20 protein-coding genes are annotated in these 24,531 nt (G+C 41.6%); 7 read left to right on the forward strand and 13 right to left on the reverse strand.

Annotated elements, in window-relative coordinates:
- Window positions 1-190: 190 nt before the first annotated feature.
- The 4 genes from ACFEL9_RS14855 to nadA all read right to left on the reverse strand — a co-directional run bounded on the left by ACFEL9_RS14855 (window position 191) and on the right by nadA (window position 4,256).
- Window positions 191-1,396, reverse strand: coding sequence for a tyrosine-type recombinase/integrase (locus tag ACFEL9_RS14855; RefSeq protein WP_385891504.1), 1,206 nt, complete (start codon window positions 1,394-1,396; stop codon window positions 191-193).
- A 245-nt stretch (window positions 1,397-1,641) separates the two neighbouring features.
- Window positions 1,642-2,592 carry a tetratricopeptide repeat protein gene (locus tag ACFEL9_RS14860; protein WP_385891507.1) on the reverse strand — a complete coding sequence of 317 codons (951 nt, stop codon included), beginning with the start codon at window positions 2,590-2,592 and terminating at the stop codon, window positions 1,642-1,644.
- Between the two features lie 103 nt (window positions 2,593-2,695).
- On the reverse strand, window positions 2,696-3,037 hold the full coding sequence (locus ACFEL9_RS14865) for a helix-turn-helix domain-containing protein (protein WP_385891510.1): 342 nt from the start codon (window positions 3,035-3,037) through the stop codon (window positions 2,696-2,698).
- Between the two features lie 208 nt (window positions 3,038-3,245).
- Entirely contained in the window at window positions 3,246-4,256 is a 1,011-nt protein-coding gene (nadA, locus tag ACFEL9_RS14870; RefSeq protein ID WP_385891512.1) for a quinolinate synthase NadA, read from the reverse strand.
- Window positions 4,257-4,869: 613 nt separating this feature from the next.
- On the opposite strand from nadA, the gene ACFEL9_RS14875 reads away from it, so the two are divergent.
- The 3 genes from ACFEL9_RS14875 (at window position 4,870) to ACFEL9_RS14885 (ending at window position 10,017) form a co-directional block, all read left to right on the forward strand.
- Window positions 4,870-7,071 carry a S46 family peptidase gene (locus ACFEL9_RS14875; RefSeq protein ID WP_385891515.1) on the forward strand — a complete coding sequence of 734 codons (2,202 nt, stop codon included), beginning with the start codon at window positions 4,870-4,872 and terminating at the stop codon, window positions 7,069-7,071.
- A 110-nt stretch (window positions 7,072-7,181) separates the two neighbouring features.
- On the forward strand, window positions 7,182-9,323 hold the full coding sequence (locus tag ACFEL9_RS14880) for a peptidylprolyl isomerase (RefSeq protein WP_385891517.1): 2,142 nt from the start codon (window positions 7,182-7,184) through the stop codon (window positions 9,321-9,323).
- A 184-nt stretch (window positions 9,324-9,507) separates the two neighbouring features.
- Window positions 9,508-10,017 (forward strand): DUF2480 family protein, encoded by a 510-nt coding sequence (locus ACFEL9_RS14885; protein WP_385891520.1) that lies wholly within the window; start codon window positions 9,508-9,510, stop codon window positions 10,015-10,017.
- 27 nt (window positions 10,018-10,044) lie between these two features.
- Here the strand turns inward: ACFEL9_RS14885 and ACFEL9_RS14890 are convergent, their stop codons facing one another.
- Window positions 10,045-10,434, reverse strand: coding sequence for a GxxExxY protein (locus tag ACFEL9_RS14890; protein ID WP_385891522.1), 390 nt, complete (start codon window positions 10,432-10,434; stop codon window positions 10,045-10,047).
- Window positions 10,435-10,467: 33 nt separating this feature from the next.
- Window positions 10,468-11,577, reverse strand: coding sequence for a magnesium/cobalt transporter CorA (gene corA / locus ACFEL9_RS14895; RefSeq protein ID WP_385891524.1), 1,110 nt, complete (start codon window positions 11,575-11,577; stop codon window positions 10,468-10,470).
- A 125-nt stretch (window positions 11,578-11,702) separates the two neighbouring features.
- Between corA and ACFEL9_RS14900 the strand changes: the two genes are divergently transcribed.
- Window positions 11,703-12,626: a YihY/virulence factor BrkB family protein gene (locus tag ACFEL9_RS14900; RefSeq protein ID WP_385891527.1), complete on the forward strand. Its 924-nt coding sequence runs from the start codon at window positions 11,703-11,705 to the stop codon at window positions 12,624-12,626.
- A 53-nt stretch (window positions 12,627-12,679) separates the two neighbouring features.
- Here the strand turns inward: ACFEL9_RS14900 and ACFEL9_RS14905 are convergent, their stop codons facing one another.
- On the reverse strand, window positions 12,680-14,464 hold the full coding sequence (locus ACFEL9_RS14905; protein ID WP_385891529.1) for a chloride channel protein: 1,785 nt from the start codon (window positions 14,462-14,464) through the stop codon (window positions 12,680-12,682).
- Between the two features lie 117 nt (window positions 14,465-14,581).
- On the opposite strand from ACFEL9_RS14905, the gene ACFEL9_RS14910 reads away from it, so the two are divergent.
- Window positions 14,582-16,078, forward strand: a complete 1,497-nt coding sequence (locus ACFEL9_RS14910; RefSeq protein WP_385891532.1) for a rhomboid family intramembrane serine protease — start codon at window positions 14,582-14,584, stop codon at window positions 16,076-16,078.
- Between the two features lie 9 nt (window positions 16,079-16,087).
- Here the strand turns inward: ACFEL9_RS14910 and kdsB are convergent, their stop codons facing one another.
- The 4 genes from kdsB to dnaN all read right to left on the reverse strand — a co-directional run bounded on the left by kdsB (window position 16,088) and on the right by dnaN (window position 19,218).
- Window positions 16,088-16,813, reverse strand: a complete 726-nt coding sequence (gene kdsB, locus ACFEL9_RS14915; protein ID WP_385891534.1) for a 3-deoxy-manno-octulosonate cytidylyltransferase — start codon at window positions 16,811-16,813, stop codon at window positions 16,088-16,090.
- Window positions 16,814-16,837: 24 nt separating this feature from the next.
- Window positions 16,838-17,662, reverse strand: coding sequence for a sterol desaturase family protein (locus tag ACFEL9_RS14920; protein ID WP_385891537.1), 825 nt, complete (start codon window positions 17,660-17,662; stop codon window positions 16,838-16,840).
- Between the two features lie 122 nt (window positions 17,663-17,784).
- The gene (locus ACFEL9_RS14925) at window positions 17,785-18,018 is read right to left on the reverse strand and encodes a putative signal transducing protein (protein WP_385891539.1); all 234 of its coding nucleotides are present in this window, start codon (window positions 18,016-18,018) and stop codon (window positions 17,785-17,787) included.
- An 84-nt stretch (window positions 18,019-18,102) separates the two neighbouring features.
- The gene (dnaN, locus tag ACFEL9_RS14930) at window positions 18,103-19,218 is read right to left on the reverse strand and encodes a DNA polymerase III subunit beta (protein ID WP_385891541.1); all 1,116 of its coding nucleotides are present in this window, start codon (window positions 19,216-19,218) and stop codon (window positions 18,103-18,105) included.
- 146 nt (window positions 19,219-19,364) lie between these two features.
- Between dnaN and ACFEL9_RS14935 the strand changes: the two genes are divergently transcribed.
- Window positions 19,365-19,835, forward strand: a complete 471-nt coding sequence (locus ACFEL9_RS14935; protein WP_385891544.1) for a regulatory protein RecX — start codon at window positions 19,365-19,367, stop codon at window positions 19,833-19,835.
- A 70-nt stretch (window positions 19,836-19,905) separates the two neighbouring features.
- On the opposite strand, the gene ACFEL9_RS14940 is transcribed toward ACFEL9_RS14935, so the two are convergent.
- A complete protein-coding gene (locus ACFEL9_RS14940) occupies window positions 19,906-21,579 on the reverse strand; it encodes a PQQ-dependent sugar dehydrogenase (RefSeq protein ID WP_385891546.1) in 1,674 nt (557 codons plus the stop codon).
- Between the two features lie 175 nt (window positions 21,580-21,754).
- Between ACFEL9_RS14940 and ACFEL9_RS14945 the strand changes: the two genes are divergently transcribed.
- Complete coding sequence (locus tag ACFEL9_RS14945; RefSeq protein WP_385891548.1) at window positions 21,755-22,615, forward strand: nitrilase family protein; 861 nt, start codon at window positions 21,755-21,757, stop codon at window positions 22,613-22,615.
- 355 nt (window positions 22,616-22,970) lie between these two features.
- Here the strand turns inward: ACFEL9_RS14945 and ACFEL9_RS14950 are convergent, their stop codons facing one another.
- On the reverse strand, window positions 22,971-24,509 hold the full coding sequence (locus ACFEL9_RS14950; RefSeq protein ID WP_385891550.1) for a S41 family peptidase: 1,539 nt from the start codon (window positions 24,507-24,509) through the stop codon (window positions 22,971-22,973).
- Between the last annotated feature and the right edge of the window lie 22 nt (window positions 24,510-24,531).

Genomic DNA, 24,531 nt, shown 5'->3' on the forward strand with positions numbered 1-24,531 from the left:
GAAACCTGAACAAGAAAGATGGAAAGCAGAATTAAAAAGATTTTTGAATTCACGGGTTCTCAATTTATTGCACCTTACACTAAGATTGGTATATAATACGAACTATCCAAATTTTTGGCCGCCTTGATTATCATTAGTTAACAATTCGCTTTTTTATATTGTGAGGTATACAAATGACAATTATCTATTTTTATAATATATCGTTCCTCCCATTTTCCCACAGCCCGTCAAGAGGGCTTACAATATTGATCAACTGCTCTTTTTTTACATGAAGATATATCTCCGTGGTTTTAATACTGAAATGCCCCAGCAGATCCTTAATATACCGCACATCCACTCCTTTTTCCAGCAGATGTGTCGCAAAACTATGACGCAGGCTATGAAAACTCGTTTGTTTGGATATGCCCGCCTTCACCCTTGCTAACTGAAAGATTTTTTGCGCACTCTTTATGCTGTAGGCAGTACCTGGCTGTTGTCCTTCAAACAAATATTTCACGGGCCTGGGCCGGCAGCTTTTTAAATATGAGCGCAAAATATCCAGCACCATTGGGCTTAGCATTACATACCGATCTTTTTTTCCTTTGGCCCTGGTTATAAATATTTGCATCCGGTCGCTGTCAATATCTTTTATTTTCAAATTCACCACCTCGCTTACACGCAAACCAGCACTGTAGGCTGTAAATAAGATCGCTTTATGTTTTATATTGCTTACAGCTGCAAACAGGCGCCGTAACTCCTGTTCCCCCATAACTTTTGGCAACAGGATGGGCTTCTTCGGTCTCGGTATTTCCCAAAAAAACTTTTCCCGGTTCAATACCTGCTCAAAATAAAATTTGATGGCATTGATACGACTATGTAAAGTATTTTCGCTCAACTGTAGCTTATCATGGCAGTACACAAAATACCTGCGCAATTCATCAACACTTAATTCCGCTACGTTTTTTTTATTCACCAGCTGTAATAATTGTAAAAATTCATTGCGGTAAGTAGTGATGGTCGAAGGACTATAAGATTTTAGTTTTAATTGCTCAATGAATTTCTCCAATGCCTGCAGGTTATTTTCGCTAAGTCCCCATACAGGCGAAGAAATAGGTGCGGGTAGTTTAGTATTGGGCTTTTTTACTGATGAAGCTGCCGTGGCTTGTATAGATTTTCTTTTTTCCAGGTAATGTTTCAACTCATCGTTAGCTATTTGCGCAGCTCCCTGCAATGACAAATGTATCTTATTGTAATTCTCTCTGCTTAATGGCAGGTACCAGCATCGCTTGGTCTGACTCCATTTTATACCCGCTATCTTCTTTACCATATTATTTAGTGCAGAGTTATTGGCATAATACAAGCCAATACATTCCATTTGGCGGTGGTAAAGAGGTTTCAGGTTAATGGCGGGCGGCATACCTGAATTTACAAAATGTATGGGAAAATTGAAAAGCTGACTTGAATGATTATAGTTCTGGAAAATTATTCTTTGTTTGCCAGCATTTTTTCAAGCAATGCTACATTTTCTCTCTCGCTTTGTAATAATCTTTCATAGAGCTTTTTATTTTCTTCCATCGCCCCGTTACGGCTGCTGAACGAGCTGCCTCATATCACGAATCTTATTGTCAAAACTGAATTAAAGAATTACAATGCCAATCATTGCTATTTCTTTTTATCGTTCTTTGAACAATATTTCTTTTGCAACTCATTTACCTCCTCACCATACTGCTTTGTAAATTCCAGTTTTTGGGCTTCCTCCAGGTCTTTACAGGCATTCTCAATTTTACTTTGTGCAATATAAACAAGAGCCCTGTTCTTATATGCGTATGCATTGCCCGGATATTTTCCGATAGATAAATTAATATCCAGTAATGCTCCCTGGAAGTCTTTTAAATGATATTTTGCCAGGCCGCGGTTATTCAAAGTAAGAGGTTCATCTTTTTCAATTAGCAAGGCTTTATCAAAATAGGTTATAGCCTCTTTGTATTTTCCCAGCTGCGTATATTGAAATCCGATATTCACATATGGCCCGATAAAAGAAGAATCAATGGCTATGATCTTTTTAAAAAAGACTATAGCTTCGTCTCTTCGTCCCAATTCATCTAATGATGTGGCCATATTGTTTAAAATACCCATATTGCCAGAATTTATGAAATAGGCTTTTGAATAATCCTCGTAAGCCCCCTGGAAATCTCTTTTTTGTTGTTTTGCATTACCCCTGTTAGCAAAACATATCATCCGCATACTATCATCAACTGCCAGTTCTATGGCCCTGGTGTTATCATATATAGCCTCGTCAGTGTACATTAATCTAAACAAGAGAATTGCCCGGTAATGATAGGCTAAGGCTGAGTCAGGATATATGGTTATTGCCTTGCTATAATCATCGTAAGATTTTTCCATTTCATCCATCTCGTTAAAAAGAAAACCTCTTTGTACAAAACCCTGGTAATTGGTAGTATCAGCACTGACAATCCTGTTATAAATAGCCAGAGCTTCGTCATATTTTTTATTCGTTCTTAATTGTTCACCCTGTTCTAAGAGTTCTGCAACAGGTTGAGCAAAAATGTTGAAGGCAATGAAAAGTAAGGCAGTCAATAAAAATAATCTCATAAGCTTTAAAATTTTATGCCAGGGTTAGTGTTTCTCACCAACTATCCTGCGGTGGGGAAACTTCTTAAGTCATTATTAGCTTCCATCCATTTATCAACAGGATTTATGTAAAAACTGCATTTATAGCCAAATGAATTTCGTGACTATTAAATGTTGTTGCAATTATGTTTATTGCACCATCCTCATCCATATTTGTAATAGCCTCCACCGGCACCTTCAATACATCGGCTACCTGTTTTAAAGTTTCAGGATCTATTTCCTCCTTCGACTCCAGAAGCGAGATTTTCTTTTGGCTCCAGTCTTCTCCCAACTCTATGGCTAGGCCCTCCTGCTTGAGGCCACGCATCTCTCTGAAGCGCCTTATATTTCTTCCGTGGAAAACAAAACCAGTTCCAGCCGAAATAAACCTGATAGAATCAAAAGAAGGAGAAATAATATTTTCCACTCAAACGGCCTTTACGCGGGCATAAGAATACAAAATTCAATCACGCCGTCAAAACATATTAACACGGTACTATTTCTATGGTAGGTCCCCGGGCTGTTCATTTGTCTGGGAGTTTGAGTCAGGATCCTGGTAGGATAAAGCACGGCTAAGGCAGGGTAAAAGCGTTCAATCTATATGTTTTAACTTCTCCTTCAATGCTTCCTCTCCTCTACAACCCCGCCTTCGCACTGATCTCCAGCATCCTGTCAATTGGTTTTTTAGCTGCCAGCCGCAACTCTTCTTCCATGGTGATCTCCGGCGTTTCATATTCCATGCAGAGATATAATTTTTCCAGTGAGTTTAGTTTCATGTGCGGGCAGTCGTTGCAGGCGCAACTGTTGTTGGGGGGAGCGGGAATAAATGTTTTGTGCGGTGAAGCCTTCATCATCTGGTGGAGGATACCGGTTTCGGTAGCCACAATATATTCGTTGGAAGGATCCGTTTGGGTGTATTTCAATAAACCCGTGGTTGACCCGATATAGTCAGCAATACGCAACACCGGTTCTTCACATTCAGGGTGTGCAATGAATTTGGCATTGGGATGTTTTACCTTCAGCTTGGTTATCTTTTCCAGGCTGAATATTTCATGCACCATGCAGGCGCCGTTCCACAACAACATATTACGGCCGGTGACCTTGTTGATATAGCCGCCCAGGTTTTTATCGGGTGCAAAAATGATCTTCTGATCTTTTGGAAAACTCTCCACAATTATTTTCGCATTGCTGCTGGTAACAATCACATCACTCAATGCTTTGATGCCGGCGCTGCAGTTGATATAGCTCACCACCACATGATCGGGATGCTGCTCTTTGAATTTTTTAAACAAGGGTGGCGGGCAACTGTCGCTGAGTGAACAACCGGCTTTCAGATCCGGTATCACCACTTTTTTGGTGGGATTCAGAATTTTGGCGGTCTCCGCCATAAAGTGCACACCGGCAAACACGATCATATCCGCCGTTGTCTTTTCCGCCTGCTGTGCCAGCCCCAGGCTATCGCCGATATAATCCGCCACATCCTGGATATCCGGCTCCTGGTAGTAATGCGCCAGCACCACCGCATTTTTTTCTTTCTTCAACCGCTCAATTTCTGCAAACAGGTCAAGCGTCGGATCCAGGTCTATGTCAAGGAACCCGCGTTTATCAACATTTGCCCTGGCTATGGCGAGTGTGTCTGTGTTCATCACTTTAAAAATTTTGGTGCTGAGCGAAACCGATTTCCGATAAATTCAAAACGAGGGAGCAATATTCCACCAGCTTTTTCAATTTTTCAAAAACAATTTTCACAGCCCTCCCCTGTATTATAATAAATGTATTAATACAATTTTTATAAAAAAACCTATTACTATTACGGCTGTGAATTAGTGGAAAAGAACTTTTACAAAATTATTGTTTTTCCAATATTCACATTTTAAACACCGTAATCCACATAATGGTTCATCACTGGTAGCGGATTTGGCAACGCTATCCACAATCATGTGAAAACAGCAATGGGAAAAATAACATCGCCTTGATCGTAAATGTTCGTGTGGATATTGATAGAACAACTGGCAGTCAGCCAACCAAAAGAACTAAATTTTGGAACTGTTCAAATTTTAGCGGCAAAGAATTCTATTTCATATCAACGTTTCACAACGCATTATTCACATTCTTACCCGGATATCAACAGGCTAATGGGGGTAAAAAGCGGTTACGGTATAAACAAATAATCTAATACCATCAATCAAAACCAGTCACTGCACAAAAAGCAAGCAGGCAAAATCTGTTAATTTTAGCCATTTAAAAATAATTTGCCATATGAACTATCTAAAACTACTGGTCCTTTCTTTCTTATTATGTATTATATCCAGCGTCAAAGCGGGCGAAGGAATGTGGCTGCCCTTGCTGCTGGAAAAGCTGAATGAAAAAGAGATGAAGAGTATGGGGATGAAGATCAGCGCCAAAGATATTTATGATATTAATAAAGGAAGCCTGAAGGATGCCATCGTCAGTTTTGGTGGTTTTTGTACCGGTGAAGTGATCTCGGCCAAAGGTCTCGTGTTAACCAATCATCATTGCGGGTTTGATGCAGTGCAAAATCATTCTACGCTTGATCATAATTATATAAGGGATGGTTTTTGGGCCCAAACCAACGCGGAAGAATTGCCCAACCCAACGCTCTATGTCACGTTTATTGTGCGTATTGATGATGTCAGCAAACAGGTGCTGAACGGAGTAACTGCCGGGATGACGGAAGCGGAAAGACAATCGGTAATTGATAAAAATGCGCAGCAACTCAATAGCAGTGTAAAAAAAGAAAGCTATCAATCTTCCTTTATCAAACCTTTTTTTGAAGGCAACCAGTATTTTTTGTTTGTCACAGAAACCTATAATGATGTCCGGCTGGTAGGAGCGCCGCCATCTTCCATCGGCAATTTTGGAAAAGATACGGACAACTGGATGTGGCCACGCCATACCGGTGACTTTTCCCTATTTCGCATTTATGCCGGAAAAGATAATAAGCCGGCCGCTTATTCACCCGGTAATGTGCCTTATGTTCCCAAAAAAGCTTTATCTATATCGTTGGATGGCGTAGCGGAAAATGATTTTACCATGGTATTTGGTTTTCCCGGTAAAACCACGGAATACCTTCCTTCAACTGCCGTACAACAAATAGTGGATGTAAATGATCCGGCAAAGATTGCCATTCGTGACAAGGCGTTGGCGGTTATCGACAGTTATATGCGCAAGGATGAACAAATAAAAATTCAGTATGCCGCTAAGTATGCGTCGATCAGCAATGCCTGGAAGAAATGGCAGGGCGAAATATTGGGACTGAAAAGAACCAATGGCGTGGATAAGAAGAAGAACTATGAAGCTCAATTTCAAAAAAGAGTACAGGCTAACCCGCAGTGGAAAGAAAAATATGGAACTATACTGCATGATTTGAATGCGGCTTATGCAGAATTGAAACCCTACGGGCTGGCCAGAGATTATTATTTGGAAATCACCAGTAAGATTGAATTGCTGGCTATCGCATCACAGCTAAATTCATTGGTGAAAGCCTATGAACAAAATGGTGAAAAAGGTTTTTCCGAACAATTGGAAAAAGTAAAAGTAAAGCTGAATGATATCTATAGCGAGTACAATGCAGAAGTGGACCGCCGCCTGTTCCGTAGTTTGATGGAAATGTATGTCAAAGATCAGCCGGCTGAGTATATAGCACCCATTGCAAAAAATGGCTGGACCGATCAAAACAGTCATGACCCTGGCATCACGGTATTAGAAGTCCTGTGTTATACTATATCAGACCTGTCGTCTGCAGACAAAGTCAAAAGCCATCTTTTAGCCACTGATCCCAAAACTGCTCTTGCGGCGATAAAAAAAGATTCAGCTTTTTTATTATACCTGGATATGAGCAAAACGTATAATGAAAAAGTAGCAGCCAGGCTTAATGAAATTCAAAACCGGATCAATCAACTGCAGCGAACATATATGCAAGCGCAGATGGAGGTGATGAAAGAAAGGAAATTCTACCCTGATGCCAATAGTACGCTCCGGGTCACCTATGGTAATGTAAAAGGTTATAATGCCCGTGATGCGGTGAAGTATGATTATTATAGCTATATGGATGGCTTGATGGAAAAATATAAACCCGGCGACTATGAGTTTGATGTGCCCGAAAAACTAAGAGAACTCTATCAAAAAAAAGATTTTGGTCAATACGGAAAAAATGGCCGGATGCCCGTTTGTTTTATTGCAGCCAATCATACTACCGGCGGCAACTCAGGCAGTCCCGCCCTGGATGCTTATGGCAACTTGATCGGTCTCAATTTTGACCGGGTATGGGAAGGCACCATGAGTGATATCAATTATGACCCTTCCATTTGCCGCAATATCATGGTGGATATCCGCTATGTCCTGTTTATCATTGATAAATATGCCGGAGCCAGCCAATTAGTGAAGGAAATGAAACTCGTTCACCCTAAAAAAACCCGAGCTCTGAAGGCGGCCCACTAAGATCCTGAAAAGGTGGATTTTTAAATTTTGAAATCAGCTCATAGCCCCCTATAGGGGGTTTGGGGGTTTTACCCTATTTTTGCCTCCCTTTTTAAACCCTGTTATTTAATATGTCAGTTATTCAGAAGATCCAGGACAAGTATGCAAAACTCATGGCTGTTATCATTGCTGTAGCCTTGCTTACGTTTGTCGTTATGCTTGCCTTTGAAAACGGAGGAACTTTGTTCCGAGGAAATGTTACCAATATCGGTAGCATCAATGGAGAAAAAATAGATGCGATCGCTTTCAGCAAAAAAATCGATCAGCAGGAAGCCAGCATGGAACAACAAGGCTATCCTTCCGGCGCTACTACCCGTCAAATGGCAATTGATAATGCCTGGAACCAGGAGCTTGGCCGTATCGTAATGACAACCGAGCTGGATAAACTTGGCATGCAGATCGGCAAAAAAGAATTAGGTGATATTTTATATGGTGAAAATGCACCACAGGATCTGAAACAACAATTCACCGACCCTAAGACAGGTGTTTATAATCCCCAATTGGCCAAACAACAGATAGACCAGATGCTGAAAAGCAAACAGGTTTCTGCCGAACAAAAAGCCGGCTTCAACAGCTATGTTGATCAACTGGAGTTTATGCGGTTGAATGAAAAATACAATTCATTGCTTACGAATAGTACCAATTTCCCCAAATGGCTGGTTGAAAAACAAAATGCAGATAACAGCCAGTTGGCCAATATCTCTTTCGCAAGACAATTCTATACCAGCATTCCTGATAGCAGCATCAGGATCAGTGATAGCGAAATCCAGGATTATATCGATAAACACAAAAAAGAATTTAAGCAGGAAGAGAATCGCAGCATTTCTTATGTTGCCTTTAGTGCTTTGCCAACCGCGGCTGATACCAATGCAACAAGAGACAGATTACTGGCGTTGAAACCTGAATTGGATAGTACAAAAGACCTGAAACAGTTTTTGGAAAACCAGGGAGTAAGAAATTATTACGATGGCTACATCAACGGTAAGAACATCCAGATACCGGTTAAAGATTCAATCTTTAAAATACCTGTGGGCACGGTGTATGGCCCTTATATAGATGGTGGTTCTTTTTCGTTAGCAAAATTGGTAGGAGTAAGAACACAACCTGATACGGTAAAACTGCGCCACATCCTGGTTGCAACCATACAACGTGATCCGCAAAGCGGGCAAACTATTCCTGTCAGAGATTCAGCAACAGCAAAAAAATTAATTGATAGTATCCAGACCGCTATTGCGTCGGGTTCAATTTTCGATACAGTAGCAGCAAAAGTTTCTGACGATCCCGGAAGCAAAGACAAAGGCGGCGTATATGAAAATGTCACGGCAGGTGGAATGGTTCCCGGGTTCAACGATTTTATTTTTGGTAATCCTGTGGGCACAAAAGGTGTGGTGAAAACAGAGTTTGGTTATCACTACATCGAGATCCTTTCACAAAAAGGTGGATCTCCTGCGTATAAAATCGCTTATCTCGCTTTGCCGATAGAAGCCAGCCAGGAAACGGATGCCGCTGCCAGCAATGCCGCCACCTTATTTGCCGGTGATAGCCGTGATCAAAAATCATTTGATGCGAATGCCGAAAAACTAAAAGCAAAAGGCATTAATAAAGCGTTTGCCACAGAGATCACTCCCAATGCTTACCAGGTAATAGGACTAGGTGTGTCAAGACAGTTTGTAAAAAGTATTTATGATGCAAAGCTGGGTGAAGTATTGCAACCTGAAAGAGTAGGTGAAAACTATGTGGTAGCATTGGTAACAGAGGTGAATAAAAAAGGAACCCAAAGTGCAGCCAAAGCAAGACCGTTGGTAGAACCATTATTGCGTAATCATAAAAAAGCAGAACAGATCCAAAAGAAACTGGGTGCTATTACCAGCCTTGAAGATGCTGCTGCTAAGTTAGGCGGCGCTACTATTGAAACAGCAGACAGTGTGAGAATGAGCGGAACACAAGCCTCACTGGTTGCTTCAGAACCAAAAGTGATCGGCGCTGCTTTCAATCCTGCCAACAAAGGAAAAGTAGTACCGCAAGCGATCGAGGGAACAAGCGGTGTGTATGTAGTAAGAGTAAACAGTGTTTCCGCTACGGCTATTGCCGACGCCAATGTAGCAGAACAAAGAAAATCAAGATACCAGCAGGCGAAAATGAGAGGGGGTTATCCGCAACAGGTATTGATGGAAGCTGCTGATATCAAAGACAACCGGAGCAAGATTTATTAAGTTTACATAACCCAAACCAACTGTAACAGTCCCGAACGAAGCTTCGGGACTGTTTGTTTTTGGCCCTGAGCCAACAAAGGCCGGCACACAGGCTTGACGAAGAGCCCACGTAAACAGCCATTCAGCTAAACAACAGCCGCCGCTGAGTGTTATTATCTTTGTATCTGAGACGAAACAATAAATTATGGCCGAACAACTTGTCAATAAAGTAGCAGAAAGCGGAATTATCACCGTGGATCCTGCCAGCTATATTCCCGCGGGAGAAACAGTGGTATTTGATCTGAAAGATCATTTATTCATGGGCCTGATCCTGAAGGAAAAAGATTTTCGGGAGACGCTGAAAAATATGGATTGGGAACAATACAGGAACAGGAATGTAGCGGTTACCTGTTCTGCAGATGCCATCATACCGGTTTGGGCTTATATGCTGGTAGCTTCCAACCTGCAACCGGTAGCTAAAGAAATTGTGATGGGTGATGAACAGGAATTGCATCGCCAGTTATTTCTAAAAAATATCGCACAAATTAATGCCCATGATTTTGACGACAAGCGGGTTGTCATAAAAGGATGCGGTGACATACCGATTGGTGATTTTGTTTACCTCGAGCTTACAAAATTGCTGAGGCCCGTTGCCAAAAGTATTATGTACGGCGAACCTTGCAGCACTGTGCCGGTGTATAAAAAACCGCGATGACGCAGATTGAATGATTATAAAGAAAGGCTACAGTTTTTTGTTATTGATCTGTCTTCTGAATTCAAGGCTTTTCCCGCCAAAATTGATTAGCAGACCAATTTCAAGATTAAGTGCTTCGAGATAATTTAATGCTTGCGCAAGATGAGCATCCGTTAATTCAGAAACAGCTTTGATTTCAACCACAACTTTCTGTTCTACCAGAAAATCAGCTCTTCTTTTGCCGACTTCAATATTATCATAAAAGACGGGCAATTCGATTTCGTTTGAAAATTTTAATTCAGCCTTTTTAAGCTCGATGCATAAACACCGGTGATAAATAAGCTCTGGGTAGCCATTGCGCATTTTTTGGTGAACCCGCATGCTGCAACCAATGATCTTTTCAGTAATATCGGCAAATTTGTACCCGGCAGTGGCCATTCATTCAAATCATTTAATCTTATTAATCTGTGGTCAAAACCACCCCCGCTTCCTAAACATATATACCATCCATATCGGGATGATCAGCATGATACAAACGGCGATCCAAAAACCATATTGATTGTGCAGGTAAGGAATGGCATCAAAGTTCATCCCGAAAATGCCGCCGATAACTGTAGCAGGCGCCAGTAAGCAGGTTACAATGGCCATTACTTTCATCACTTCGTTCATCTTCAGGTTTACGTTGTTGATATACAGGTCCTGCATGCTCACCATAATATCCCGGTAGTTGTCGCTCAGATCGATGGCCTGTACAATATGATCATAAATATCCTTGAAGTATTTGGTGTTGCGGTCGTCCAATAAATCACTTTCGCTGCGCAGGATGCCACCAATAAGATCCCGCACCGGAACCGTATTTCTTTTCAGAACAATCAATTCTTTTCGCAGTTGGTTGATCCTCGCCAGCGACCGCTTATTACTATTACGAATTACTTCTTCCTCCAGCAGCTCAATGCGATCCCCTAATTTTTCCATCACCAGAAAATAATTGTCGACAATCAGGTCGAGCATGGTATAGCAGAGATAGTCGGCGCTCCGCTGCCGTGCTTTGCTATTGTTTATTTTCAAACGATCCCGCAAAGGATTAAAAACATCCCGCCTGGCATCTTCCTGGAACGTGATGACAAAATCTTTTCCCAATACAATGCTGATTTGCTCCTGCTCTACTGTTTGCTTGGTATTGTTGTAGTAAAGCATATTCAGCAGGCAAAACAAAACGCCTTCTACCTCATCCATCTTTGGCCGCTGGTTGATGCTAAGAATATCTTCGATCAACAAAGGGTGTATGCCAAAATGCGTACTGATAGCTTCTACGTCAGCTTTGCGCAAGCCGTCAATATTGATCCAGCTGATGCGGTTGCTGTTTTTAAAATAAAAAGCATCCTGTACACAACTGAGTTTTTTTTCTTCAATGGTTTGGCCGTCATAATCGAAGGCATACACCAATACTTCCTTTGCCTCTTCTCTCTGCGGGATAATAGTTGGATTTACCGACAGAATTTCTTTGGTACGCTGCGTCCCAAAGAGATTTGGCAAATAGAGGTAACGTAAATATTTCTCCGGTTTGAGCTTGACGTTCATAAAAGAAAGGTAAATAAATATAGGCAAAGAAAAACCATGCCTTATTTTTAAACGATGCATATTGGCTTGAAATTTTGTTATGGCTAAAGATTACATTTATAAAAGATTAAGAGGTTGAACCCAATATGCGTGAACAAAAAAAACAACAAGGCGATCGTAACATAGTGGTATTGGGAAGACTGTTGCGAAAATCCTTTGCTGAAACAAAAAGAAATGATCCGTTACGTCTCGCCGGCGCAACCGCTTTTTTCACCACTTTCGCCCTGCCGCCTATTTTTATTATACTATTTCAACTGTTCAGCTTATTTCTTAACAAGAGGCTGGTTGCAACGGAAATGATGCAGATATTAACCGACACACTTGGCAGGGCCAGTGCCTTACAAATAAGAGAAACAACAAGGGGCTTTCGTACACTGGCCAGTAACTGGTTTTTAACGGTTGGAGGTTTTTTATTCCTGGTATTTATCGCTACAACCCTTTTCTCGGTTATCAAAAACTCCCTCAACGATATATGGGACATTGGCGTAAAAGACAAACCTGGCATCCTGTTTAAACTGAAGCTCCGGGCAAGATCATTATCAATTATCATCGTGGCCGGTTTACTATTCCTGGCCAGTATCTTTTTGGATGGCTTTCAAATTCTTTCGGGTCAATACCTGTCAAAAATATGGCCGGCTGCCGGCCCTTATTTTAAAAGTGCTTTGAATGAGATCGTAAGTACAGTCGTTATTACTTTCTGGTTTATTATTTTGTTTCGCTACCTGGCTGATGGGCGTCCTTCATGGAAAGTTTGCGTTGTTGGCGGATTGCTGACAGGAGTGTTTTTCTCTTTTGGAAAATCGCTTTTGTCTTATTTTATGCGCAATAGTAATATCAGTACATTATACGGAGCTTCCGGCTCTATTGTACTAATACTCCTGTTTGTTTTTTATTCTTCTTTTATTCTTTATTTCGGCGCCAGTTTTATCAAGGTATATGCGGAGACCATTGGACAACCAATCAGGCTGGTGCATAAAGCTTATCGTTACCAGTTGAAAAAGATCAGTTAGAAAGGAAATTGGGACGATTGTTATTATTTTCTACTGCCAACTCCGGGTTCGCTCTATTCATACAAATCCCCCTGCGAGGCGAGTATCTCCCGGTATTTGTTAAACACTTTTGTCTTGGAAATAAAGCCGATGAACTTTTTTTCAGCATCCAACACGGGGAGGTACCAACTTTGCGTGATGTCAAACTTTTCCATCACTTCGTTCATGTTTTGTTTATTTGAAAGGGTGGCCGCAGGTTTTTTTACCAGTGAGCGAATAGAAGTTTTGTCAAACAAATCGGGTTGAAACAGTTTTTGTTTGATATCGTTTAATTCAATGATACCGGCAAACCGTCCTTTGCTATCCGATACGGCGAAAATATTTTTCTCGCTTCTTTTGATCAGCTCAACCAGGTCCCGTAGTTTTTTGTCGACAGGTATGATGTCAAACTGGTCCTGTAGCATTTCATCCAGGCTGATAGCGGTTAAAATATTTTTTTCCTTTTTATGCGTAAAGACCTGCCCTTCCAATGCCAGTTGTTTTATTTCCATCGAGAAAGGCTCATAGGATTTGACGATAAAAAAAGAAATAGATGATACCAGCATCAGGGGGATAAATAGTTCATATCCGTTGGTAATTTCTGCAATTAAAAAGATGGCCGACAAAGGGCAATACATCACGCCACTCAAAACGCCGGCCATACCTACGAGGCTGAAATTTCCCTCCGGCATTTTGATCCAGCCCGTACTGTTTAAAAGCTTTGAAAAAAAATAGCCCAGGAAGGCGCCGGAAAATAAAGATGGGGCGAAGTTGCCGCCATTACCCCCACTGCCAATGGTGATGGCCGCCGCAATGGGTTTTAATAAAACGATTAACCCTGCAAAGATTACCAGCGACCAGTTTTCAGTGAGCAGGGCAAATAATTTGTTGTTATCATTAAGTTGTTCGGCATTGCCCCCGGCAACCAGTTTTACTACATCATATCCTTCTCCAAACAACGGCGGAAAAAAGAAATAAAGACATACCAGCATCAAACCACCGATAACGGCTTTTCCATAAAGATTGATTTTCCAGTGATGCAGTTTTCTCTCAGATCCTTTGAACACACGGGCATAATAAAGGGATGTAAAACCGGCCAGTACTCCGAGCAAAACATAAAAAGGTGTATTGTGGTAATCAAAATTTTCTTTCAGTAAAAAATTAAATAATGAAGATTCCTGTAATATGATCTTGGAACATAAAGCTCCTACAACAGAGGAAATGATAAGCGGAATAAAATAACTAACCACAACGGCATCGGTCAATAACACTTCAATGGCGAAAATCACTCCGGCAACCGGGGCATTAAAAGCCGCGGCGATGCCAGCCGCAGCACCGCAACCAATTAATAATGTTCTTTCCCTGTAATTCAGGTCGCTGATTCGGGCCATATTGGATCCTATCGCCGAACCCGTGGATACGATGGGTGATTCCAGCCCAGCAGAACCGCCCAGCCCGACCGTGAATGAGCTGGTAACAACATGCTGGTAAGTATGGCGCAAAGGAATAAAAGACGATTTACCCGCAATAGCCCTTAATACCATTGCTATTCCTTTTTCAATATCGCCGCCAAAAAATAGTTTCACTATCATTACCGTGACCAACAAGCCGAGAACCGGAAAAGCGAGGTAAGCGTACTTGTTGATAGTAATTTCTTTTATCCAGTGTTGCAGGTAATGAACCAGTGTTTTGAGTAATACAGCTGTAAGTCCCGATGCCAGGCCCGTCAGCGTGGCAACGATCATAATGTATTGCACCCGGCTGATCTTTGTGCGCAGGTAAAGCAGGACATATTGATACAGCTTTTTAAGTAAATGCATTCGCAGTGGTTTGGTCAAAAAGGAATGGGCAAAGATAAGGAGGTAAAAACTGCGGAGTTTTTGAGTCAACAACGTTTTAATCTTCAGGAATTATGTGCATCTTGTAAAAAAGATTTTATGCCTGGGAAAATAAAGGTGATAGCAGTTGCGGGTTTAGATGAAACAACATCGACAGCGATAGCTTATGGCGCCCTTGAACAACTAAACTGGACGATTAAATACGCTGGTGAAAATATACTGTTGGCATATACTCCCGGGAAATGGGATAAAAAAGGGCTTGAAATTAATATAGCCGCCAGGGATAATGAGCTGACCGTTTCCAGTAAAATGGTGAACAACGAATTATTTGACATTTTTGGCAAAAACAAAAAAGCCCTGGAGGACTTTGCCCAAACCTTTAAAAATGTCCAGTCTTCTGTTGGTGGGGCTCAGATCAATGATTGGACGGATAGAATTAGTCAGCTCAAAAAAGAGACAAAGGTCGTTATGGAAGAGGAAAATCGACTGACCGAAGAGATTGACAGTGTAATGAACCTGTCGAAATCAAATCTGTATGTTACCTACGGTATAATTGCAATAAATGTCCTGGTTTTTATTGCCATGGTTGTAAGCGGGGTCAGCCTTATAGATCCTACAGGGGAAGATATTGTAAAGTGGGGTGGAAACTTTTCACCTTACACTTATGCCGGTGATTGGTGGAGACTTATCTCCTGTGTATTCGTTCATATTGGCATTATTCACCTTTTGTTTAACATGTACGCCTTGTATTCGATCAGCATTTACCTGGAGCCGATGCTTGGTAAAACAAAATTCATTGTTGCCTATTTATGTACTGGTTTGTACGCAAGCTTAGCCAGTTTGTGGTGGCATGAAACGCCGGTAGCAAGTGCTGGTGCATCGGGAGCCATTTTTGGTCTATACGGAGTTTTCCTGGCACTACTTAGTACCAATTTGATTCCAAAACAAATAAGAACAAAACTTCTGCAAAGTATAGCTGTATTTGTTGTATATAATTTAGTATATGGTATAAAATCAGGTGTAGATAATGCAGCTCATATTGGTGGTTTAATTGGCGGCCTAGTTATTGGATACATTTATTATTCGCAGCTTCGTAATAAAGAGCAACCAGTGAGCGGTTATCAATCTTCTATAATAGTTGTTGCAACTGTGCTTTGCTGCTTATTCGTTTTGAGGGGTCAGTCTGCATCATTCAAAAAGGATGATAGTGAAAAGTTTTCCAAAACATTGGAACATTTTACGATTATTGAAGAAATGGCGCTTGAAGCGATGCAAAAATCTGACACCGTAACAAAAGAAACCTATCTTTTGAAGCTGCAAAAGACTGCTCTACCCGACTGGGTCGATTGTGTAACACTTTTTGAAGAAGCAGAGAAGTTTGATCTTTCCGAGGGCATGGAGAGTTATCGAATTAAACTGCATGAATACTCTAATCAGCGGCTACAACAAACTCTATTGTTAATCAAAGCGACCAAGGAAGAAGGAAATAATTATTTTGCCAGTATGGATAGTATTCAAAAGATCATCACTACTATAGTAGCTGAGATTCAGCAAGGAAATCAAGTTTCGCCGGCGAGCCAAACTGATACAGAGTGAGCTGAACTGCTAACTCCGCTGAATCAAAATCTCAGCTCTTTGTAAATCTTCCGGTGTATCAATGGCCACACTTTTAAAATCGACTTCGGCCATTCGGATCGGCATGCCATTTTCAAGATACCGGAGCTGTTCCAGTTTTTCAACTTGTTCCAGTTTGGCGGCGGGCCACTGTGTAAATTGTAATAAAGCTTTTTTCCGAAAACCATACACACCAATGTGCAGGTAGTAAGGAGCATCGATACTGGTATTAGCTGCAAAAGGTATCACACTCCGGCTGAAATAGAGTGCATCGCTATTTTTATTCACTACCACTTTTACACAACTGCTTGCATTCAGCTCTTCCGGGGAAGTAATCTTTCTCATTAATGATCCAACCTGTACCGACGGATCATTGAAGAGACGGACCAACTTTTCCAACGGTTCTTTTTGAATAAACGGCTCATCGCCCTGCACATTTATAACCACTTCTACATCCATTTCTTCAATTGCTTCTGCGATCCGGTCGCTGCCACTTTCATGTGCTTTTTTACTCATTACTGCTTTACCATTATTCGCAACAATCTCGTTGAAAATTATATCACTGTCGGTTACCACGATCACTTCATCAAACAGTTTGGTTGCAACTGTTGCATCGTAGGTGTGACGGATTACCGTTTTGTTGCCAAGTATTTGCATTAGTTTGGCGGGGAAACGGGTGGCGGCATATCTTGCCGGTATTAGGGCGACACACTTCATCCAACAAAAATAGGAAGGAATAATTCAGGCGTCTAACTTCTGAAAAGGCTTTTTCATCAAAGCAAAAAAATCTTCATCCTTTTCATTAGGATAATAGCGATCCAATCCATACCGGATATCTTTTGTATCAAGCTTCATAAATGTTCCCAACAAGCGGTCCCAAATGGAGAAGACAGCGCCATAGTTGCTGTCGGTATAGGGCTGCTTCCAATGATGGTGTACCTTATGCATGTTGGGTGAAACCAATATAAAACTTAATGCCTTGTCCACATTTTTTGGAAGACTGATATTGGCATGGGTGAAGGCAGTGGAAAGTACTACCAATGTTTGATAGATCATAACGCTGTACATGGGCGCACCCGAGATGAAAATGAGTAGCAGGAAAAAAACACCTCTCAGTAAACTGTCACCCGGGTGATGGCGAAGGCCCGTGGTGACATCCACATTGTTATCGCTATGATGTATAAGATGAAAACGCCAGAGCAGCGGTGTTTTGTGCATCACAAAATGCACCAGCCAGCTGCTGAAGTCCAGGGCTAATACGCCGATAATGATGGTCATTAAAACATTTGCATTGAACCAGTATACTAAACCAAATCCCGCATGCAGGCACCAATCGGATAGTTTGACGATCAGTATAGCCAGCAGGGTGTGAATGATAAGATGAATAACCGTGAAGCCAAAATTAACGACGGCATGATTGAGCTTGTTTTTTTTATACCGCATCGGAAGCAAGGGGATGGCTCCTTCAATAATCCAGAATAACAGCAACCCTCCTACAAGGATCGCCATCCTTTCCATAGGTCTCTGCTCGAGAGTTGAAAAATAATCTATAATATTTAGCACCACGATTTACAAGATTTGGACAGGATTAACAGGAATGAAAAGTTCCTATAAAAAAAGACGCCAGCCAAAAAGAACCACGATTTGCTGGATTTAAAGGATTACAGGGAAATAAAAACCCATTATACTCATGATCCAGATGGATCTTGTAAATCGAGGTTCTGTAATATATCTCTTGCTCTTTCAAGCTGAGACTCCGCAACCATCAATTTGATACCTCCGATAGCATTCGAAAGAAACGGGTCGATGGTGACACTGTATTCATCCTGCAGATAACAGTTGATATACTCCTCCTTCAACCTGCCTAACGCAATATAGGCGGGAATGTAATTATCAAAGGAATATAACAGGACAAACTTCACGATAACTACAATTAAAAAGCTCCCCGGAGAGGAGAGCTTCAAATATCCTTATAATCCAAATAATCTAATAAACCCTGGTTCAGACTATTGATTCAGCATCAACGGCATCACCAACATCAGCAGTTCTTCTTCTTCATCCTGGTCGGTAGGTTTTATCAAACCAGCCTTGGTTGGCGTTGATAGTTCGATGTTCACTTCGTCTCCATCCGATGCAGAAAGCATTTCAATTAAAAACTTAGCGTTAAAGGCAATCACAATGTCTTCACCATTATACTGGCACTTCATCCTCTCCGTTCCTTCAAAACTAAAGTCAACATCCTGGGCAGCCAGCTGCAATTCGCTGCCGCTTATACTCAGGGCCACCTGGTTGGTACTTTTATTACTAAAAATGCTTACCCGGCGCAAGGCACTTTGAAAATCACTTTTGTTTACCGTTAACCGATAGGGATTATCTGCAGGTATTACCACTTTGTAATCCGGGAAGCGGGCATCGATCAGGCGGCAACTCATTTGTGTGGTGCCATGCTTTACAAAAAGATGATTACTGTTATAACTTACGGTTAATTCATCTTCGCTGGAAGGAATAGCTGCCTTCAGCAGATTAAGCGGTTTGCGGGGAACGATAAACGAATCGCTTTTGGGACAGCTTACATCTTTTCTCTTATAACGAACCAGTCGATGCGCATCAGTGGCCACACACTGCATGCCTTTTTTATCCAACTCAAAAAACACACCCGTCATGGCAGGCCGCAGATCGTCGTTGCTGGTAGCAAATAATGTTTTACTGATCGCTGTTATAAGCGATGAAGCCGTTATATTGAATGAAGTAGTGTCATCTGCCCCCGGTTCTTTGGGGAAATTGTCAGGATTTTCGCCCATCACTTTATACTTACCATTGTCACTGGTGATTTCTACGCCAAAGTTTTTGTCAATATTGAATGTCAGCGGCTGGTCAGCGATATTTTTTAATGAGTCCAGCAGGATCTTGGCCGGGACACAAACTTTGCCACTGTCCTTTGCCTCGATATCGAGTTGCACCCGCATCACAGTTTCCAGGTCGGTAGCCACTACGGTCAGCTTATTTTTTTCTACTTCAAATAAAAAATCTTCCAGGATGGGCAGCACCGTGTTTGAATTAATTACACCTGCAATGTGCTGCAGCTGTTTTAGTAAAGAAGACGAGCTTACGATAAACTTCATATGTAAAATTGAATGTGGCGAAACTACTGATTTTTAGATTACTGCCAATAGGTGGGGAGAACGTGTTGATGTTCTTATCCTGCGGATTTCCAGCCCCTGTTTTATTATCTTGCCGCGGATATTAGTACCCGGGCAAAGACCAAATAATGACCATTTACAGAAACCAATTAACACCCGAACAGGCGCTGCAAAAGCTAAGGCATTATTGCGGCTACCAGGAGCGTTGTCATAGTGAGGTCAGGGAAAAACTCTATAACCTTGGCGTAAGAAAAAATGAACATGATAGCATCCTGTCGACGCTGATCGAAGACGGCTACCTGAATGAGGAAAGATTTGCCATTGCATTTGCCGGAGGAAAATTTCGCCAAAATCAATGGGGCCGAAATAAAATCAAATATGCTCTTAGACAAAAACAGGTCAGCGATTACAGCATCAAAAAAGCCCTGAAGCAGATCAATGAAAAAGAATACCTGGCCCTGTTAAAAAAGCTGGCCGACGAAAAATATGATTCACTAAAAGATGAACAATGGCTGGTGCGAAAAAAGAAAACAATGGATTACCTGCTGCAAAAAGGTTTTGAAATGGAATTGGTGAACAAAATAATCGGAACAGGATAACTCACGACCCAGTTTTAGATAGGTCCCGTTTTGCAAAACAAAAAAGAAGGAATCATCTATATTTAATTGCTTACTGAATCACAATTTTTTCCGTGTGTTGGAACGATTTACCCGTTATCCTTACGATATAAACTCCTTTTTGTAAAACAGGCAGTGTTACATTAAAGTAACCCGTAATGCCATTTATATTTTTAGCAAAAAGCTCAATGCCGTTTGTATTGATGATTATTATTTTTTCAACAGGTTTATCAGCAATAACATTCAATACATTATTGCTAACAGAAGTAGGGTATACTTTTATGCCTGTATTTAATTGGGTTCCTATTCTTATCACGGCAGAAAACTGGTGGATACCACTGAGCTCAACCATTTTAAGCCGGTAATAAACAACCGGGCTGCTGCTGGTGATTGTATGCCGAAAAGTGTAGTTGTGCCTGTTAACGTCGTTTTCCGATACAATTTCTCCAACGGCAGAATAATTATTACCATCGCTGCTATATTCAACAATATATTTATCCATATTTTGCTCCGACTCGGTTGTCCATTTCAATTCATTGTAGCCGTCTAGCGGTGTTCCGGAAAAATTTATAAGACTTAATGGAACTACAGTTGGATCAACAACCTTAAGGATGGCGCTTTGGGTCAGTGAAACCGCATACAACGACCCATTTCCAGCTTCGCTGATGGACGCAATGCCAGTGGCAAATCCCGTTTTTTCGATAATATCCCATTCAGAACCATTCCGGCGAATCAACCAAAGCTTTCCCGTGTAAAAATCAGTAGCCACATAATAGCCTCTTAATGCCGGGAACTCATTGCCCCTGTATACATAGCCACCGATTACTGATCGGCCATCAGCCGGGTTATCATAGTCCATTATGGGTAAGACATCATTTTCTTTTACCTCATCACAATCTGCATCGTCAGGAGCAGCAGCATTATCGATAGTTCCTTCGACACAGGCCCATCCATAGTTGGCTCCCGCGGTTCCAAGTGCCCTGAAATTAATTTCTTCTTTGGCATCCTGTCCCACATCGCCGATCCAGATATCTCCGGTGCTTTTATCGAAGCTCCACCGGAATGGATTTCTGAGTCCCATTGCCCATATTTGCGGTGTATACGGGGTTGCATCTACATTTATCCGGATCATTTTTCCGAGGTAAGAACCAGGGTTTTGTGCATTATTATCCGGATCATTGCTGCCTCCACCATCGCCCGTGGCAAAATATAAATAATTGACCCCTCCCTCACTACGAAACTGCAGATGTCCCCCATTATGATTGCCATAATTTTTTGAAATACTGATCAAAGTAGTGGGCGGGTTCGCAACATAATCTGTTATATTAGGATTGGCAGATACTTTGTAACGTTCTATCGTAATATCGCCGTCAGTATTGTTATAATACACGAAAAAAAATCCATTGCTTTGATATTGTGGGTGAAAGGCCATACTTAACAGTCCCTGTTCACCGTCATTTTTTACCCTGGATGTTATATCCAGGAAGGGGTTTGGCAGCAAACTACTGCCATTCCAGACTTTGACGGTACCTCCTTTTTCCACAATAAATAATCTTCCGGATGCATCGCCGGGGGCGCTTAGTAATTCAATAGGAGAGACAAGTCCTTCTGATGCTCCAATCATAGGCTGGTAATTTATATCAGGCTGAGAAAAAGATTGGAGCGTATTGAGCAGCAGGAAGAAAATAAAAGCGGCTTTTACAGGGATGGCTGTTTTGCTCTTCACGCCGTATGATTTTGAAAATTAATCAACAAAACCAATGCCCTGAATTAGCTCTTTTGGCAATATATTATTGGACTAATAATTAAGGAATTAGAAAAGAACACGCTGCTTTATTCACATAGAGGTTTATTTTTACGCTTCTTCCGATTTTCCTTTTGTGGAATAAAATCAACAAAGCATGAATCAAGAAATCTTCCTAACGGTTATACAGACAAACCTGTATTGGGAAAATAAAGCGGCTAACCTGCAAATGCTGGAACAGAAGATCCGTAACATCGGCAAAAAGACCGAAATAGTGATTTTGCCCGAAATGTTCAGCACTGGCTTTAGCATGAAACCCGCTGCATTGGCGGAAACAATGGAAGGAGAAACGGTGCAGTGGATGAAAAAAGTAGCTTCAGAAAAAAAAATAATTCTTACCGGAAGCATTATTATAAAGGAAAAGGCCCCCTCTCCAAAGGAGAGGGCGGGGGGCGAGCTTTATTTCAACCGGCTTATCTGGATGCTGCCAAATGGCAAATATGGCTACTATGATAAACGTCATCGTTTTGCTTTTGCCGGAGAGGATCAGCACTATACTGCAGGTAATAAAAGATTGATCGCTTCTGTTAAAGGCTGGAAAATAAACTTGCAGGTTTGTTATGATCTGAGGTTTCCCGTATGGGCAAGACAAACACCCTCCAACTCCCTCTCCAAAGGAGAGGGAGAGATAGCAACTCCTGAATATGATGTACTGGTATATGTGGCCAATTGGCCTGAAAGGAGAAACACTGCCTGGAAGACATTGCTGCAGGCAAGGGCCATCGAAAACCAATGCTATGTGGTGGGTGTAAACCGCATTGGTAAAGATGGTAACGATATTTATCATAGCGGCGACAGTATGATCATTGATCCGCTGGGTGAAATTCTTTATCATAAGAAAGACGAGGAAGATATATTCACCATATCCTTAAATAAAGAACACCTCCAAAACGTAAGGGAAAAATTTCCATTTTGGAAAGACGCCGATGAGTTCCAAATAATGCCGGGTAGTGAATAGACACCCCTTCATCTGGTTTTCTTAACATGTGAGAACTATTCCAAAAAGCAGGAATGGGGCGTTGGTGAAACCTCATCCTCTTATCCTTTCCGGCCTCTATCTCCTTCTCTCTACCCGAAAGGGAAAGAGCGGTGCTGCATTGCAAATCCAATTCATATAATTACCAATTCATCTTAATATCTCTACTCGTCATTCCCGAAGACTCCGCTTTAATACGAAGTTTCCCAAAAGCGAGGACTGTGTGTTGGATGGCCCCGACGAAACGTCGGGATCGGGAGGAGGCCTTACAACATTTTCGAAGCTCTGAATTTTATCACCATGTGGTATAAGCAAGGGTTGTGCATTGAGCCTCACCTTAGGGGAGGTTCGGTGGGGTTTGAATGAGCCCTGGTGGCCTCCGGCTTTCCTTGTCTTTTTTTATCAACTCCATGGCCTTTTCCACTTTGTAGTCCACACCTTTTTTAATGGCTTGAATGGTTGGCGTTGATACCACTTCGGGCTGAACGCCCCGTCCGGTCTTCGGATAATTTTTATCTATTACCAGCCGAAACAATGGTAACCGAAAGCGAACTTTTGTTTCAGGTAAAGTTACATCCGGGATAAGCCATGCTGAATTACCATAGGCGCCGCCACCGGTTTCTTCGCCGACTACAATTACATTTTCCTGTTTGATCAGTGAGCTTGCAAATAAAGTGGTTGCCGAAAAAGAATTACCGCCGGTAAGAATATACACCTTTCCGTTAAAATGATTTTTCTTTTTGGGCTTGAACCAATGCCTTTCAAAGTAGCGGAAATGATAATACCCATCCGATTTTCGGCGGGTAAAAAAGGTCGTGAAAAGACGATTGAAGAAATCATCTTTAATATAACGGCTGTATTTTTTTCGTTTGGTAATCGCATATAAAGAATCACTCACCTTAAAGGGTTGGTTGGCGATATAGCGGGTTATAAAAGTAGAGTTGTTTACGCTTCCGCCACCATTTCCCCGAACATCGATCATTAAATATTCCACCCTTGTCTTTCGCAGCACTTTAAATGAGCGGCGAAAAAACCCTTTCAGGCCATATCCCCTGCCAAATGAATTCAGATCCATCATGGCAACATGATTGGCCGAATCAATTTTTAAGAGCCGCACCGAATTTTGTTGCATTCTTTTTCTTTCCCGGCGGGAAGGCTTTGGAATATTGGGCTGTGAAACTACGGCAGTTCTTGATGTATCTGACACGGGACGATATGGCGTAATGCTGGTTTGCCTGGCTGTTCCCGTGCTGTCTTCATATTCTATTTTGTAGGTTGGGGTATAACCATAAATAGAAGAATACAGGGAGCCAAAAAATCCCCGGTTGCTAAGTGACTGGTATTTGTGAGTTGTGTTATACCCATCAGTAGAAATATAATTGAATAAGGTATCTGTTATTTGTTTGATGGTATGACCATTAATTTTTTTGATCATCACTCCCCGTTGTAACAAACTATCGCGGCGGTTCAAATTGGCGGCTACAACCGCGGTATCATTCCAAAGTTTTAAACTAAGCGGAAAAAGTCTCGACAAACGAAGCGTATCAAGGTAGCGGGAAAATTTTTTGGAGGAACGAACTGAGGTATGACCGCAATTGATCTTGGCAGTAACGTAACTCAGTACTTTTCTAAATTCTGTTTCGGTGAGGGAATCTTTTAATTGTTCCCGGCCCCAATTGAAATATTGAGCCATGCTATCCCTGCTGGTGTACCAATACAAGCCGGGGTGCACTTCCTCCAGGATTTCCTGGTAAATAGTGTAGTCCTTTTGCAGCCTTGCGGGGGCATATTTTTTGGCAGGAGAAAAAGCATTCTTGTTTGCAGCACATCCGCTTAATAACACTATTACCACCGCTAAAACCAATAATCTCCTCATAATCCTTTAATATCTTATAAAT

The organism is Terrimonas alba (assembly GCF_042434975.1).
Classification (GTDB): domain Bacteria; phylum Bacteroidota; class Bacteroidia; order Chitinophagales; family Chitinophagaceae; genus Terrimonas_B; species Terrimonas_B alba.

Coding starts and splice junctions, on each gene's coding strand:
- ACFEL9_RS14935 (WP_385891544.1), top strand. CDS start 19,365: ATGACCATTTACAGAAACCAATTAACACCCGAACAGGCGCTGCAAAAG.
- ACFEL9_RS14875 (WP_385891515.1), top strand. CDS start 4,870: ATGAACTATCTAAAACTACTGGTCCTTTCTTTCTTATTATGTATTATA.
- ACFEL9_RS14950 (WP_385891550.1), bottom strand. CDS start 24,509: ATGAGGAGATTATTGGTTTTAGCGGTGGTAATAGTGTTATTAAGCGGA.
- ACFEL9_RS14910 (WP_385891532.1), top strand. CDS start 14,582: ATGCCTGGGAAAATAAAGGTGATAGCAGTTGCGGGTTTAGATGAAACA.
- ACFEL9_RS14905 (WP_385891529.1), bottom strand. CDS start 14,464: ATGCATTTACTTAAAAAGCTGTATCAATATGTCCTGCTTTACCTGCGC.
- ACFEL9_RS14890 (WP_385891522.1), bottom strand. CDS start 10,434: ATGGCCACTGCCGGGTACAAATTTGCCGATATTACTGAAAAGATCATT.
- ACFEL9_RS14855 (WP_385891504.1), bottom strand. CDS start 1,396: ATGCCGCCCGCCATTAACCTGAAACCTCTTTACCACCGCCAAATGGAA.
- corA (WP_385891524.1), bottom strand. CDS start 11,577: ATGAACGTCAAGCTCAAACCGGAGAAATATTTACGTTACCTCTATTTG.
- dnaN (WP_385891541.1), bottom strand. CDS start 19,218: ATGAAGTTTATCGTAAGCTCGTCTTCTTTACTAAAACAGCTGCAGCAC.
- ACFEL9_RS14885 (WP_385891520.1), top strand. CDS start 9,508: ATGGCCGAACAACTTGTCAATAAAGTAGCAGAAAGCGGAATTATCACC.
- ACFEL9_RS14900 (WP_385891527.1), top strand. CDS start 11,703: ATGCGTGAACAAAAAAAACAACAAGGCGATCGTAACATAGTGGTATTG.
- ACFEL9_RS14945 (WP_385891548.1), top strand. CDS start 21,755: ATGAATCAAGAAATCTTCCTAACGGTTATACAGACAAACCTGTATTGG.
- ACFEL9_RS14860 (WP_385891507.1), bottom strand. CDS start 2,592: ATGAGATTATTTTTATTGACTGCCTTACTTTTCATTGCCTTCAACATT.
- ACFEL9_RS14880 (WP_385891517.1), top strand. CDS start 7,182: ATGTCAGTTATTCAGAAGATCCAGGACAAGTATGCAAAACTCATGGCT.
- nadA (WP_385891512.1), bottom strand. CDS start 4,256: ATGAACACAGACACACTCGCCATAGCCAGGGCAAATGTTGATAAACGC.
- kdsB (WP_385891534.1), bottom strand. CDS start 16,813: ATGAAGTGTGTCGCCCTAATACCGGCAAGATATGCCGCCACCCGTTTC.